This is a genomic window from Flagellimonas sp. (genome assembly GCF_965222555.1).
Classification (GTDB): Bacteria; Bacteroidota; Bacteroidia; order Flavobacteriales; family Flavobacteriaceae; genus Flagellimonas.
Genome location: NZ_CBDCUG010000001.1, coordinates 269051 through 282959 on the forward strand (window position 1 = coordinate 269051; position 13909 = coordinate 282959).

Consider the following 13909-nt stretch of genomic DNA (forward strand, 5'->3'; position numbering starts at 1 on the left):
AATTTACGGATTCCCTATGGGCAAAAATAGCTGTGGGATAGGTTTTTTAGTATCTTTAAAACCGACTAACAAAACTACAACTCAATGAAAAGATTACTGCTGTTCTGCACTGGGGCAATTTTACTTGCCTCCACCTCTTCTGCACAAGAAAATAGAGATGACATCCTAAAAAAATTAAACGATCAAGCTTCCAAATATGGAAATATCGCACAACAGATTTGGAATCTGGCCGAAATGGGATATTTGGAAGATAAGAGTTCGGCTCTTTTACAAAAAACACTTTCCGATGAGGGCTTTTCCATAAACAAAGGCGTTGCTGGAATTCCCACTGCCTTTGTTGCAGAATATGGGTCTGGATATCCCGTTATTGCCATTTTGGGGGAATACGATGCCCTACCGGGATTATCCCAAGAAGCAGTGGCTGAAAAAAAATCAGCTGGTAAGGCAGCTGGACACGCTTGTGGGCATCATCTTTTTGGAACTGCCTCCACCGCAGCTGCAATTGCCGTAAAAAATTGGATGAAGAAAAACAAAACCAAGGGAACCATTCGTTTTTATGGCTGCCCAGCGGAAGAAGGCGGTTCTGGAAAAGTTTATATGGTTCGTGAAGGTTTGTTCAACGATGTGGATATTGCACTTCACTGGCATCCCGGATCACAAAATGCTGCCAGTGCTGGTGCCGCTCTGGCCAACAAGTCGGCCAAATTCCGGTTTTATGGCACCTCTGCCCATGCCGCGGGAGCACCAGAACGCGGTCGCTCAGCATTGGATGGCGTTGAAGCCATGAACAATATGGTAAATATGATGCGGGAACACATTCCGCAAGAGGCCAGGATACATTATGTAATCACAGATGGAGGAAAAGCACCCAACGTAGTTCCAAATTTTGCCGAGGTGTATTACTATGCCCGACACAATAAAAGGGATGTGGTCATTGATATTTTTGACCGTATTGTGAAAGCTGCAGAGGGAGCTGCTTTAGGAACTGGAACAACCATGGATTATGAAATGATCGGCGGAACCCATGAATTATTACCAAACCTTACCCTACAAAAATTAATGCACGACAATCTATCCAAAGTAGGAGGAATAACTTATACCGATGAGGAAAGGGCATTTGCAGAAAAGATTTCCAAAAGTTTGAGCTATGAAACCTTGGATGTAAAAAGAGCATCAAATGTCCAACCCTATAAAGAAGAAGCAAGGGCATATGGATCTACGGATGTTGGTGATGTAAGCTTTGCCGTTCCAACCGTAGGCATGGGGGCAGCCACTTGGGTTCCTGGCACACCTGCACATAGCTGGCAGGCGGTTGCTGCTGGAGGCACTTCCATTGGCAATAAGGGTATGATGGTGGCAGCAAAAACATTGTCACTCACGGCCATAGATCTTTTTGAAAACCCAAATACCATTGAAAAAGCCAAAGCGGAACTAGAGGAAAGAAGGGGAAAAGACTTTAAATACATCCCCTTGCTAGGAGATAGACCTCCGGCCCTTGACTACAGGAAATAATCACAAAAAATGGATCTTTCTGTAACAAAATAAGTTTTGAGGGTACATATATAGCAAACTTACCAACCTGAGTGAATAAAGAACTGGAACATCGTTTTGTAACGGAGCTTGAGAACAATCAAAATATTGTTCATAAAGTGTGTAGCCTCTATACCAATGATAGGGATTCCCACAATGACCTGTTCCAAGAAATCACAATTCAATTATGGAAAGCATATCCGAAATTTAGGGGTGATGCCAAATTCAGTACTTGGATGTATCGTGTGGCCTTGAACACTGCTATAACCCTATATCGGAAATCAAAAAAACGGATACAGACCCAAGATTATGATTCGGTAATTTTTAAAATTAAGACCGACGAATATGATGATACCCAGGAAAGACAATTGAAATTGATGTACAATGCCGTTAAACAGTTGGGAGATATTGATAAAGCTTTGGTTTTCCTATATCTAGAAGACAAAGATTATTCAGAAATATCCGAAACACTGGGTATAACGGAGGTAAATGCAAGGGTAAAGATGAATAGAATAAAAAATAAATTAAGAACCATATTAAATCCTTAGATCATGGTGGATGAACTGGAACTCTTAAAAAAAGACTGGCAGAAAAAGGATGCGCACCTTCCTAAACTGTCTTACGATGAAATTTATAAGATGATTTGGAAAAAATCATCTTCCATAGTAAAATGGATATTTTATATCAGTTTAATTGAGTTTGTCTTTTGGGCAGGAATAAATATCATATTCAGCGACCCGGAATCTATGCAGGAACTCAAGGCAATGCACATCTATAATATCATGATGGTACTGGGCTTTGTCAATTATGGAGTAATCCTATATTTTATTTATAAGTTTTATACCAATTATAGGAAAATATCCTTCACAGATTCCTCCAAAAAATTGATGAAAACCATACTCGATGTCAAAAAGACGGTAACCCATTATGTATGGTTCAATCTTATCATTTTTACCATTACCATGGTTATAAGCATTTATGGTGTCCTTATCTATAGCCCGGAAGGAAAACAAATTGTTGAAACTGCATTACAGGATAGCGACAAAGTAACATTTTGGGCAATGGTCACAGTTGTTTCCATAATTTTCACGGCAATATTACTCTTGCTGATATGGCTTTTTTACAAACTGCTCTATGGGATTCTTCTAAAAAGGCTCAAAGCAAATTATAATGAGTTAAAAAAATTGGAAGTCTAGTCACCCTTATAGCTATAACGCCTTTTTTGATGTTCGGCTTCATAGGCTGCCAATTCTTCTTTTGAAATTACCTTTAGGAACGAAGGGTGTTGTTCAATGGCATATTCCAACTTTTCTATAATGGCATCAATAGATTCATTTTCATAATCAATTTCCAATGGCGGCTTAATTTGCATGGACTGCAATATTCCCTTCTTTTTCACTCGCAATCCCTTTTTATCAAAAGAACGTCTAAAACCATCAATGACAACGGGAACAACCACAGGTTTGTATCTCTTAATGATATGGGCAGTCCCTTTTCTCAACGGTTTCCAAGGAGTTGTGGTTCCCTGCGGAAACGTAATTACCCATCCATCATCCAAAGCCATGGCTATGTTGCTGATATCGCTGAACTTTACCTGTCTGTTTACATCCTTCCCGTCTGCCCTCCAAGTTCTTTCAATACTAATGGAGCCCGCATAAGCCAATATTTTTGCCAATAAACTTTGCTTCATGGTCTCCTTGGCAGCAACGTAGTAAATGTTCAGTTTGGGATTCCATAAATAGCCCAAGTTTTTAATATTATCGTCCCTCCCTTTTAAACTGGCATTAAACACATGGAACATGGCCACTACATCCGCAAAATAGGTTTGGTGGTTGCTCACAAAAAGAACATTGGTTTCAGGAAGGTCTCGAATAATCTGTGATCCTTCAATCTCCAAAGTATTGAATCCTTTATAACGCTGATGAGTAATTGACCCCGCTATACGAATCAACCAGCGCTTTAAAAACAAAATATGTCCAAAAGGATTTTCTTTAAACAGCCCCATATAGTTTCAGTTGTGGGCTAATTTACAAAATAGCGGTCAAAGCACTTGTTCCAAAAGTTCCTTGATTTCACTCATCATCATTGCCGTTGCGCCCCAAACCACATAATCGTTTAATTTATAAGCGGGTACATTAATGTTTTGCGCATAAGAAGTCGTCAAATTTTCCTGTATTAAATTTGAATTGTCCAAAAAATCCTTCAAATACACCTCAACCAAAGCTTCCACTTCACTTTCTTGAATGGTAAAAGGTCGGGGATTATTATAAATTCCAATAAAAGGCTTCACCATAAAATTGCTGGGCGGAATATACACTTCGCTCAACTCTTTTAATACTTCCACAGCATCGGGAGACACTCCAACTTCTTCGTGGGTTTCCCGTAAAGCAGTGTCCAACAGACCCTTATCCTGCGACTCCACCTTTCCACCAGGAAACCCTATCTGATTGGAATGTACTCCATTATATGTCTTTCTAAGAATCAACAACAACCGGGTCTCAAAATCCAAATCAGGATAGAACAGCGCCATTACCCCTGCCTTTTTGGGATTCATTTTACGAATTTCATTGGATTTTAGCCATTGCACTCGCATGGCCGGTGACATTTTATGGTGCGAATCCTCACCGGGAAGTGGGAGATTTTTTATTTTTAAAACCTGTTGATAAAATTCCTTAAAATCCATGTTGATTAAACAAGCTGCTTTTACTACAAGTATACTATTATTTTTTCTGGTCTCCTGTGGAGAATCTCCCAAAAAAAACAATTCCAAAGCTGAAGAAACAGTAGTAAAAACAGATTCAATCCCTGAAGAAGAGGAAGAAGTCGTTGAGGAAGAAAAAGAAGAAGCTTTTGTGCTCAATGAAGAAAATGCCATCGATTTCTTTTTCAGTTATGCCAAAGAAGAAAAAGCAAATAAGGTAAAGCTCACCACCAGCATGGGTAGTTTTACCATTCAACTCTACGACAACGTACCCTACCACAGGGCCAATTTTATCTATCTGACCAGAAAAGGGTATTTTGATAATACCCAGTTTCATAGAGTGGTAAAGGATTTTATCATTCAAGGTGGAAATTCTGATGATCGGGAAACTTCAAAGAAACGCAGGCTCATTGGTCGTTATTTACTTCCTCCTGATGCAAAAAAAGGGCACAAACACCATAGGGGAACCATTTCCATGCCCAGTAGTGAACGGAACAATCCGCACAAATTGGCTTCGCCATACGAGTTTTTTATTGTGGTCACCAAACCTGGTTCTTATCATTTGGACGGTTCTTACACACCATTTGGAAAAGTGATCCAAGGTATGGATGTAGTGGATGCGATCAATAATGTACCAGTAGGTGACGGGGACTGGCCCTGGCAAAATATATACATTCTAAAAGCAGAAGTCCTCTGATCAGGCTTCCTTTTTGTAGATGTTCGGAAGCCGGATATCGAACTTAACGGCCAAAATTCTTAAAGTAATCACCAAGATTATGGCAGCCATGTAGGCATACCCTTCGGGTATGGGGAGCAGTACAAATAGAAAATAACTGAAACCTCCCACTATACAGGCCGTGGCATAAATTTCTTTTCTGAATATGACTGGAATCTCATTGCAAAGAATATCGCGGGTCACCCCCCCAAAACTTGCGGTCATGGTTCCCAATGCCACGCACATTACCGGAGAGAGTCCAGCTTGAATCCCTTTCTCCACTCCTACCATAGTATACAGTCCAATTCCAATAGTATCGAACAAAAACAAGGATTTCCTGAGATATTTGAGCTGATTTACAAACAATATTCCAAAAACCACCGTAATAAAAATGGTAGTAACATAGGTTAGGTCACGCATCCATACCACCGGAGTGTTACCGATAAGCAGGTCGCGTAAAGTACCTCCTCCAATTGCGGTCACAAAGGCAATGATCAATACTCCAAACAAATCCAACCGCTTTTCCATGGCAACCAGTACCCCAGAAAGGGCAAAAGCCACCGTCCCCAAAATATCTATGGTTTGATAAAACATCATTACATTTTTTGGGTGTAGTAGTTATAGTCCTTTAAAACGGTATCTAAAAACTGGACATCGTACAACTTGGATTTCGTATTCAGAATACTCTCAACTTTTACCCTCAAGGCAGTCATGGTTTTAAAGTCATTGCTTTTTCTTGCAATTAAAAAAGTATCTTTTATCAATCGCACATCTTTATCCGTCAACAGGGTAACATTGGTAAATTGAGGCACATATTCTTCATTGACCTCTTCCAGAATGGTATGGGAAACTTTGGTTTTGTTCTTAGTGCTTATGACCACAGTTCCAGCAGCTGCATCACCTACCCGCTGTCTTTTCTCCGTGAAAAGTATGGACAATATTCCAATGGATCCTAAAAATATCCAAATATCCACCAAACGCAACATCCACCGCACCAGATAATTGCTCCAATGCACCGGCGTGCCATCCAACCTGACCACGCGCATTTTTAAGAGCATTTTCCCGACAGTTCTTCCATTAAAAATACTGTGCATCAACAGGGAATAAAACATGGCCGGTAAAAAAACAAGGGCCGCAAGTCCGCGTTGGGTCCAAGTGTCCTCATAAATGTAACCAAAGGCATCTACAATAATATTGACCAGAAAAGCATACATATACAATATGAGTCCATCAATAAAAAATGCCACAATTCTTTCCCCAATACCTACAATTTTATAATCTAGATTAACATTTTGCGTTGTATTGATTTGGAGGTTACCCATATAACAGTAATTTTAGCTTAACGAATCTCTTTTTATGCGCGAGGCCGCCTTTGTGAAACAAAATAAGGAAAAATGGATTGCTTTTGAAAAAGCACTTTCCCTAAGCTCCAATACAGACCCTGATATTTTGGTTGATGGTTACATTCAACTCACAAATGATCTAGCATACGCACAAACGTATTACGATCAAAGCAAAACTTTATTGTATCTGAACTCCTTGGCTTCCCAAGCGCATCAAAAAATCTATAAGAACAAAAAAGAATCTGGAAACCGAATCATTAATTTCTGGGTTCATGAATTTCCACTTTTTTTTGCGCAACACCAACGTACCCTTGGAGTGGCCTTTCTTATTTTTTTGGTGGCTTCTGCCATTGGGTGTATCTCAGCACTTAACGATTCCTCTTTTGTACGCCTTATTTTAGGAGATGCCTATGTAAACGAAACCTTGAACAACATTGCAAATGGAGAACCTACGGCCATCTATAAAAGCGGAAGCGAGATAGGTACGTTTTTGGGAATCACGATCAATAATATCCGTGTGGCCTTTTTAGCATTTGCTTTTGGAGTCATCACTAGCATAGGAACCGCATATATTCTTTTCAGCAATGGGGTAATGCTGGGTGCATTTATTACCTTTTTTTATACCAAAGGCGTATTTTTTGAAGCCAACAGACAGATTTGGTTGCATGGAACCATCGAGATTTCAGTGATTATTGTTGCGGGCTGTGCTGGTCTTATAATGGGGAACAGCATTTTATTTCCAAAGACATTTTCCAGAAGGGTTTCATTTATGAAAGGGGCTAAAGATGGTCTTAAAGTGGTAGTAAGTACCATTCCATTTTTTATTATTGCTGGTTTTATTGAAGGATTCATTACCCGTTATTCCAATATGCCCAACTGGTTGGCATTTGCCATTATTGGAGGGTCTTTAGTATTAATTGTGTTTTATTACATTATATACCCCATCTTAGTAAACCGATCATATGAGAGACAAATACATTGAGCTTAGGATAAATCGCGATTTTGGCGATATTCTAACTACCTACTTTGATTTTCTAAAACAGAACATAAAAAAGTTCACCAACGTTTTTTTGAGCTATAATGGTGTCTTTCTGGTTGGTCTGCTAATCACCAGCTATTTGTTGGTCTCTGGGTTTATTGGGCTTATTGCCGCTGAAGGCAGTTGGTCCGGAACGGGATTGCAGCAAAACAACGAAGATACATATTGGATTTACATTGTAGCGGGAGGTATTCTGTTTTTTATCATCTTTATTTTGGTTGCTGGACTCAATTTTAGCCTCAGCTCTTCGTATTTGGTAAAATATGATGAACGAAAAGGAATGGGATTTGATAAAAAAGAAGTTTGGGAGCATACAAAAGCTAGGTTTGGCAATACGCTGATCTTTATATTATTATTGATTCCAATTTATCTGGTATTCATGATCGTTGCGGTTATCTGCGCCATTATTCCACTATTGGGGATTTTTGCACAGTACATCATCCAGTTTTTTATGACCGCTTGGATTGGAGTCTCCTTTTTTAGTATGATGAGCCAAAACAAAGGGGTAACCGATGCGTTTGGAGAGGGGTGGAATCTGGTCAGCAAGAATTTTTGGAGATCAGTAGGCGTAAATTTTATTCTTGGGCTGCTCAACGGACTCCTCTTCTTCATTATCATGTTAATTCCTAGTATAATTATTGGAATTTATACGTTCCATGTGGTGCAAAACGGAGTAGATGTAGGAAGTTCTATAGTATCTACCGTAGTATATACTATAGGACTTTGCTTGCTGTTAATTTTAATGGTTTATGCCCAGTGCCTTTCACAGTTTGTCAATGGGATTCTCTTTTATGCACTACATGAGAAAACCTATAATGTCAACACAAGAAGTAAAATTGAGCAAATAGGACAATCCAACTAGTGGCAAAACATAACATCATCTTATTTCTTCTTTTGTGCTTTAATGTGGTATTTGCTCAAAATGATACCATAACAGTGGCCGTTGACCAAGAATCTGTACTCCATGAGCGAAGTATGGATGGGGATTTGAGTAAAAAATACACTGGGGAGGATTTCAACTACGATGTAAAAACCGGGGAGTCCCAAAATTTATTGGCGAGATTCATTAAATGGCTATTGGAAGGGATTGGCAACGCCGTTGGTATAGATATTTCACCAGAAACATTATTGATTTTGGAATATCTTATATATGGTTTAATGGGCCTTTTGGTCATTTTTATTCTGATAAGAGTGTTCGTCAATGAAAAATTCAATGCCATCTTCACCAAAAAGGCCAAACCCCTTGCAGACATTAATCTGTCCGAGCAACATATTGAGAGCGTGGATTTGGATTCATTGATGGACACTGCGCTTAAAAACAAGGATTATAGACTTGCTGTACGGTATCAATTCCTAAAAATACTTAAGCAGTTGTCCCAAAAAGAAATTATTGAATGGCACTTTGAAAAAACGAATTCGGACTACGAAAAGGAGATTGGGGAAGTCAAATTACAAACCGAATTTCAGAAAGCTTCATACCTCTATGAATATATTTGGTACGGGGAACAGTATATTGATGAAATGGGTTATACCAAAACAGCCTCTCGCTTTGCAATGTTAAACAGTTTAATTCGGTAACAACCATGGACAAGCGATCTAAAGTAGTTATTGCGATTTTCTCCCTTGTGGTGCTTGGTATCATCATTACCGAAATTGTACGTCCAAAACCTATTAATTGGAGGCAATCTTACACTGCTGTGGACAAAATTCCGTTTGGTTGCTATGTGTTGTACAACGAACTATCCTCCTTGTTTGACCATAGTGAGGTCAAAACCGTTGAAAAAAGTGTCTATGATATTTTGATAGCCAATGATGCTGACATAGGTTCCAATTATATTTTTATCAACGATTATGTAGACCTGGACCAACAGGAAACCAACCAAATGTTGGATTATGTAGATTCAGGAAACACTATTTTTATTGCTTCAACGGGTTTTGGCAGACACTTATCAGATACCTTGAACATTGAAATTGCATCTGATTATAGTGTTCAAGAAGGAAGCAGCACATTGAACTTGACCCATAAAAAATTTGATGATAGGGAATTTGAACTGACCAGGGGCAACTTTAATTCCCACTTTACAAGTATAGATTCAACAAACACCACCATTTTAGGGCATATTACGTACACCAAAGACAATTTTATTGATGATAAGCCCGCTGAAAAACTCACAAGACCCAATTTTATCAAGACTAAGTTTGGAGATGGCCATTTCATTCTAAATACTACCCCCATAGCCTATTCCAATTTTTATATGCTGAAGGGGAATCAAGATTATGTAGCTCGCACATTTTCTTATTTGGAGGATAAGGACATCCTTTATTGGGACAACTATAAAAAAGCCGGAAGAATCGTTATAAACTCACCCATGCGGTTTGTTTTAAACCAAGAAGCGCTCAGGTGGGTCTATTACCTCACCATGTTGGGACTCTTACTTTTTGTTCTTTTTAAAGCCAAACGCGAGCAGCGAATCATTCCTGTAATAGAACCTTTAAAAAATTCCTCGGTGGAATTTGCGCAGGCCGTTGGGTCCCTTTACCATCAGAATAAAGATTTCACGGATTTGGTCCATAAAAAAATGAACTATTTCTTGGCCTATATCAGAAATCGGTACCATGTAGATACCAGTCAGCTAAATGAAAGAACCTATCAAGTTTTGGCGGCCAAAGCAGGTAAAGGAATAAAAGAAACGAAAGAGCTGATGGAGTACATCGTTCATCTAAAAAATAAGAATACTCATACCGAGCAAGAAAGTATTGAGCTCAATAAGAAAATAACCGCATTTAAGCAGTAACAAATGGAAGAAAAAGAACCACAAGAGGACGCATTACAGTTTAACCAGAGGGTTGACCTAACCAAACTACAAGAAGCCGTTTCCCAAATAAAATCGGAGTTGGGAAAGGTGATTATAGGTCAGCAGGATATGGTAGAACTATTGATCATTTCAATTTTGGCCAATGGACATTCATTGATAGAAGGAGTTCCAGGAGTTGCCAAAACGGTGACCGCCAAATTGCTGGCAAAAACAATGAATGTGGATTTTAGTCGTATCCAGTTCACCCCAGACCTTATGCCAAGTGATATTTTGGGTACTTCAATATTCAATGTAAAGACTTCAGAATTTGAATTCAAAAAGGGCCCCTTGTTTTCAAACATTATTTTGATTGATGAAATCAATCGTGCACCTGCCAAAACTCAGGCTGCCTTGTTTGAAGCTATGGCAGAACGACAAATTACAATGGATGGTACCGAATACGACATGGAACCTCCTTTTTTGGTTTTTGCAACCCAAAATCCTGTTGAGCAAGAGGGTACATACCGACTTCCAGAGGCACAATTGGACCGTTTTCTCTTTAAGATTAATGTGCAGTACCCAAGTTTGGAGGAAGAAATCCAAATTTTGGAAAGCAAGCACGAACAGAAAAACACTGAAGCGGAGGACTTAATCAATGCTGTTTTGTCCGCCAAACAAATTGCGGAATACCAAAAGACCATTAAGGAGATTATTGTTGAGCAAAACTTGCTAAAGTATATCGCCGCCATAGTGGACAATACCCGTAGCAATGCCAATCTTTATCTTGGAGCATCACCAAGAGCTTCCATTGCCATAATGGATGCCTCCAAGGCATTGGCCGCCATAAATGGACGGGATTTTATCACCCCGGATGATATTAAAAAGGTGGCCGGACCCATATTGGGTCACAGAATCATCTTGACTCCGGAACGGGAAATGGAGGGATTAACAGCAAATCAGGTTGTAAAACAGATTGTGGAAAGCATTGAAATACCCAGATAAAATCAACTCTTGAAAAGATTATTCAAACAGACCTATTTGCAAAAGCGCTTTTTTATTGCGCTCATCACAATTATTGTGGCTTTTTTGATATCGTACATATTCAATGATATCTACGGAGCGGTAAAAGTGTTGTTCTATGTTTTTATACTCTTTTTTATTGTTGATTTCTTACTACTGTTCGCTTCCAAAGGTAGTTTGGTAGGTCGTAGAATTCTACCGGATAAACTTTCCAATGGAGATGAAAACCCTATCCAGTTGGAAATTATAAATACCTATTTGTTCCAAGCTGATATCAAAATAATTGATGAGATACCTTTTCAATTTCAGAAAAGGGACTTTGGGCTTAAAAGCAAGATTGCAAGTGGCGGCGCTAAAAAATATAATTATCAACTTAGGCCAACCGAGCGTGGGGTATATTCATTTGGGAGCTTAAATGCATTTGCGGCCTCTCCAATTGGATTTATTTCCAGAAAATACACATTTGACCAAGCGCAAGAAGTACCCGTATATCCTTCTTTTTTGCAACTTCAGAAATACGATTTGATTGCCTTTACCAATCGACTTCATGAGTACGGTCTCAAAAAAATAAGACGGATAGGCCACACCATGGAGTTTGAACAGATCAAGGAGTATGTTCAGGGAGACGACATTCGAAACATCAACTGGAAAGCTACGGCAAAGAAAAACCAGTTGATGGTTAATCAGTATCAGGATGAAAAATCACAACCTGTCTATTCGGTCATTGACAAAGGAAGGGTAATGAAAATGCCTTTTAATGAATTAAGTCTTCTGGATTATGCCATTAATGCTACCTTGGTTATCAGCAATATTGCCATAAAGAAGCATGATAAGGCCGGAATGTTCTCCTTTAGCGATAAAATTGAGAATCGTGTAGTAGCGGAGCGTCGAAGTTCCCAAATGAACCTCATTTTGGAAACTTTATATAATCTGGAAACCAATTTTATTGAAAGCGATTATAGTAGACTTTATATAGACATTAAACGAAATCTGAATCAGCGAAGCCTACTTTTGTTGTATACCAATTTTGAAACACTGGATGCTCTGCATCGGCAACTCCCTTACCTACAAGCCATTGCAAAGCAACATTTGTTGGTGGTCATCTTTTTTGAGAATACCGAACTCAACAAGTTTGCCCATAAAAATGCAGAGACGGTTCATCAAATCTTTGAGCAGACCATTGCGGAAAAGTTTATTTATGAGAAAAAACTCATTGTGAATGAGCTTCGTAAACATGGCATCCAAACCATTTTGACCAAACCTGAAAGTTTGACCATCAATACCATCAACAAATATTTAGAGATTAAAGCCCGGGGGTTACTTTAAACTTCGAGGAAAACCCAAAAGTTGATAAAGCCGGAAGTTCGGTACTAATTGCCAATGTATTTTTTGGTGCTGTATTCATCCGGAAGTCGTCCCAGTTTAAGTTTTGGGTCTTAAGACTCCCCATAGGTCTTCTTTTGTTCCGTTTTTTAGAAAAAAGTTCAATGGTAACACCAACTGTGACCCCGCCCAAAATAGTCGCCAATAAATCATCGTTATCCCATTGGTTACCTTCTTGACCTGCATCTATGGTTTCTTTACCAATACCCACCAAAGCACTGCCAATTACAGCCCCTGCAAACGTCCATGCACGGTTACCATCAGAAATTTGCTTTGCAACTCCAGCTCCCGCCAAACCAAACAGGCTACCTCCTAAAAAATGAAGGGCCTTATCACGCTCAATTTGGCCATGCAACTGTGCTCCGATCATAAAGATCAGTAGTGTTGGAATAAGTGTTCTCATGCTCCAAAGTAAAAAAAATAGGTTGTGCTAATAACTACAGTCGATTAAGTGTGTTCTTTGTTCGATGAAACTCCTCCATTAAGTCGTTTACAATATCCTCTGCAGATTTTATTTCATGAATCAATCCGGAAACCTGCCCAATTTCCAATTCACCTTCATCCAAATCGCCTTCAAACATGCCTCGTTTTGCCCTTGCTCTTCCCAGTAGACTTTTCAAATCCTCAACTGACGCCCCATTGGCATATGCATTTTGCAAATCTTGATAGAATTTGTTTTTGAGCAATCTCACAGGTGCCAATTCTTTTAAAGTCAAATGTGTATCTCCTTCCTTGGCCAATACGATCTGTTCTTTGAATAAATCATGGGATGATCCCTCAACACTTGCAGCAAATCTACTACCAACCTGAACACCGTCAGCTCCCAAAACCATGGCAGCTAACATGGCATTTCCTGTTCCAATACCACCTGCCGCAATTAAGGGAATACTGATTTTTTCCTTTACCGAGGGAATCAAAACCATGGTGGTGGTCTCATCCCTCCCATTATGTCCACCAGCTTCAAAGCCTTCAGCTACAATAGCATCCACCCCTGCATCTTGGGCTTTAAGTGCAAATTTCACGCTACTGACGACATGGACCACAGTAATTCCATTTTCTTTCAAAAATTCTGTCCATGTCCTTGGGTTTCCCGCGGAGGTAAATACAATCTTTATCCCGCTGCGGACAATAATGTCCATCAACTCCTCAATATTTGGATAGAGCATGGGCACGTTCACCCCAAAAGGTTTGTCGGTGGCTTTTTTACATTTATCAATATGTTCTTGGAGAACCTCGGGGTACATACTACCGGCTCCCAGTAAACCAAGTCCACCTGCGTTGGAAACTGCAGAAGCCAAATGCCACCCGCTTGTCCAAATCATTCCGCCTTGGACAATGGGATATTTTATACCGAAAAGTTGTGTAATTCTGTTTTGGCTCATA

General features: G+C 39.4%; 16 protein-coding genes. 10 read left to right on the forward strand and 6 right to left on the reverse strand.

All coding sequences use genetic code 11. From position 1 onward, the window contains the following. Positions 1–84 precede the first annotated feature (84 nt). From ACOQO1_RS01150 to ACOQO1_RS01160, 3 genes are all read left to right on the forward strand, one after another. Positions 85–1512 (forward strand): amidohydrolase, encoded by a 1428-nt coding sequence (locus ACOQO1_RS01150; protein ID WP_420601031.1) that lies wholly within the window; start codon positions 85–87, stop codon positions 1510–1512. Positions 1513–1583: 71 nt separating this feature from the next. Next, a complete protein-coding gene (locus ACOQO1_RS01155) occupies positions 1584–2078 on the forward strand; it encodes an RNA polymerase sigma factor (RefSeq protein WP_420601032.1) in 495 nt (164 codons plus the stop codon). A gap of 3 nt (positions 2079–2081) precedes the next feature. Beyond that, positions 2082–2726 carry a hypothetical protein gene (locus ACOQO1_RS01160; RefSeq protein WP_420601033.1) on the forward strand — a complete coding sequence of 215 codons (645 nt, stop codon included), beginning with the start codon at positions 2082–2084 and terminating at the stop codon, positions 2724–2726. Here ACOQO1_RS01160 and ACOQO1_RS01165 read toward each other — a convergent pair. Continuing rightward, entirely contained in the window at positions 2723–3535 is an 813-nt protein-coding gene (locus ACOQO1_RS01165) for a lysophospholipid acyltransferase family protein (protein ID WP_420601034.1), read from the reverse strand. The two genes, ACOQO1_RS01160 and ACOQO1_RS01165, sit on opposite strands and share 4 nt — an antisense overlap. Positions 3536–3571: 36 nt before the next feature. Next, on the reverse strand, positions 3572–4213 hold the full coding sequence (locus ACOQO1_RS01170) for an NUDIX hydrolase (protein ID WP_420601035.1): 642 nt from the start codon (positions 4211–4213) through the stop codon (positions 3572–3574). On the opposite strand from ACOQO1_RS01170, the gene ACOQO1_RS01175 reads away from it, so the two are divergent. Next, on the forward strand, positions 4212–4928 hold the full coding sequence (locus tag ACOQO1_RS01175) for a peptidylprolyl isomerase (protein ID WP_420601036.1): 717 nt from the start codon (positions 4212–4214) through the stop codon (positions 4926–4928). The two genes, ACOQO1_RS01170 and ACOQO1_RS01175, sit on opposite strands and share 2 nt — an antisense overlap. On the opposite strand, the gene ACOQO1_RS01180 is transcribed toward ACOQO1_RS01175, so the two are convergent. Next, positions 4929–5540, reverse strand: coding sequence for a trimeric intracellular cation channel family protein (locus tag ACOQO1_RS01180; protein WP_420601275.1), 612 nt, complete (start codon positions 5538–5540; stop codon positions 4929–4931). A gap of 2 nt (positions 5541–5542) precedes the next feature. Then, the gene (locus ACOQO1_RS01185) at positions 5543–6268 is read right to left on the reverse strand and encodes an RDD family protein (protein ID WP_420601037.1); all 726 of its coding nucleotides are present in this window, start codon (positions 6266–6268) and stop codon (positions 5543–5545) included. A gap of 34 nt (positions 6269–6302) precedes the next feature. Here ACOQO1_RS01185 and ACOQO1_RS01190 point away from each other — a divergent pair, with 34 nt between their 5' ends. The 6 genes from ACOQO1_RS01190 to ACOQO1_RS01215 are packed head-to-tail and all read left to right on the forward strand — an operon-like array spanning position 6303 to position 12469. After that, on the forward strand, positions 6303–7271 hold the full coding sequence (locus ACOQO1_RS01190; protein WP_420601038.1) for a stage II sporulation protein M: 969 nt from the start codon (positions 6303–6305) through the stop codon (positions 7269–7271). Further along, complete coding sequence (locus tag ACOQO1_RS01195; protein WP_420601039.1) at positions 7252–8190, forward strand: hypothetical protein; 939 nt, start codon at positions 7252–7254, stop codon at positions 8188–8190. The genes ACOQO1_RS01190 and ACOQO1_RS01195 overlap by 20 nt, the downstream gene beginning before the upstream one ends. Continuing rightward, positions 8190–8906, forward strand: a complete 717-nt coding sequence (locus tag ACOQO1_RS01200; protein WP_420601040.1) for a hypothetical protein — start codon at positions 8190–8192, stop codon at positions 8904–8906. Before ACOQO1_RS01195 ends, ACOQO1_RS01200 begins: the two co-directional genes overlap by 1 nt. 5 nt (positions 8907–8911) lie before the next feature. Further along, positions 8912–10123: a DUF4350 domain-containing protein gene (locus ACOQO1_RS01205; RefSeq protein ID WP_420601041.1), complete on the forward strand. Its 1212-nt coding sequence runs from the start codon at positions 8912–8914 to the stop codon at positions 10121–10123. 3 nt (positions 10124–10126) lie between these two features. Then, positions 10127–11125 (forward strand): AAA family ATPase, encoded by a 999-nt coding sequence (locus ACOQO1_RS01210; RefSeq protein WP_420601042.1) that lies wholly within the window; start codon positions 10127–10129, stop codon positions 11123–11125. Between the two features lie 9 nt (positions 11126–11134). Then, entirely contained in the window at positions 11135–12469 is a 1335-nt protein-coding gene (locus tag ACOQO1_RS01215) for a DUF58 domain-containing protein (RefSeq protein WP_420601043.1), read from the forward strand. On the opposite strand, the gene ACOQO1_RS01220 is transcribed toward ACOQO1_RS01215, so the two are convergent. Both ACOQO1_RS01220 and ACOQO1_RS01225 read right to left on the reverse strand, forming a co-directional pair. Continuing rightward, positions 12447–12929, reverse strand: a complete 483-nt coding sequence (locus ACOQO1_RS01220; RefSeq protein ID WP_420601044.1) for a hypothetical protein — start codon at positions 12927–12929, stop codon at positions 12447–12449. The two genes, ACOQO1_RS01215 and ACOQO1_RS01220, sit on opposite strands and share 23 nt — an antisense overlap. A 34-nt stretch (positions 12930–12963) precedes the next feature. Further along, complete coding sequence (locus tag ACOQO1_RS01225; protein WP_420601045.1) at positions 12964–13908, reverse strand: NAD(P)H-dependent flavin oxidoreductase; 945 nt, start codon at positions 13906–13908, stop codon at positions 12964–12966. Position 13909 lies beyond the last annotated feature (1 nt).

Coding starts and splice junctions, on each gene's coding strand:
- ACOQO1_RS01180 (WP_420601275.1), bottom strand. CDS start 5,540: ATGTTTTATCAAACCATAGATATTTTGGGGACGGTGGCTTTTGCCCTT.
- ACOQO1_RS01225 (WP_420601045.1), bottom strand. CDS start 13,908: ATGAGCCAAAACAGAATTACACAACTTTTCGGTATAAAATATCCCATT.
- ACOQO1_RS01150 (WP_420601031.1), top strand. CDS start 85: ATGAAAAGATTACTGCTGTTCTGCACTGGGGCAATTTTACTTGCCTCC.
- ACOQO1_RS01190 (WP_420601038.1), top strand. CDS start 6,303: ATGCGCGAGGCCGCCTTTGTGAAACAAAATAAGGAAAAATGGATTGCT.
- ACOQO1_RS01175 (WP_420601036.1), top strand. CDS start 4,212: ATGTTGATTAAACAAGCTGCTTTTACTACAAGTATACTATTATTTTTT.
- ACOQO1_RS01170 (WP_420601035.1), bottom strand. CDS start 4,213: ATGGATTTTAAGGAATTTTATCAACAGGTTTTAAAAATAAAAAATCTC.
- ACOQO1_RS01205 (WP_420601041.1), top strand. CDS start 8,912: ATGGACAAGCGATCTAAAGTAGTTATTGCGATTTTCTCCCTTGTGGTG.
- ACOQO1_RS01195 (WP_420601039.1), top strand. CDS start 7,252: ATGAGAGACAAATACATTGAGCTTAGGATAAATCGCGATTTTGGCGAT.
- ACOQO1_RS01160 (WP_420601033.1), top strand. CDS start 2,082: ATGGTGGATGAACTGGAACTCTTAAAAAAAGACTGGCAGAAAAAGGAT.
- ACOQO1_RS01165 (WP_420601034.1), bottom strand. CDS start 3,535: ATGGGGCTGTTTAAAGAAAATCCTTTTGGACATATTTTGTTTTTAAAG.
- ACOQO1_RS01210 (WP_420601042.1), top strand. CDS start 10,127: ATGGAAGAAAAAGAACCACAAGAGGACGCATTACAGTTTAACCAGAGG.
- ACOQO1_RS01220 (WP_420601044.1), bottom strand. CDS start 12,929: ATGAGAACACTTATTCCAACACTACTGATCTTTATGATCGGAGCACAG.
- ACOQO1_RS01185 (WP_420601037.1), bottom strand. CDS start 6,268: ATGGGTAACCTCCAAATCAATACAACGCAAAATGTTAATCTAGATTAT.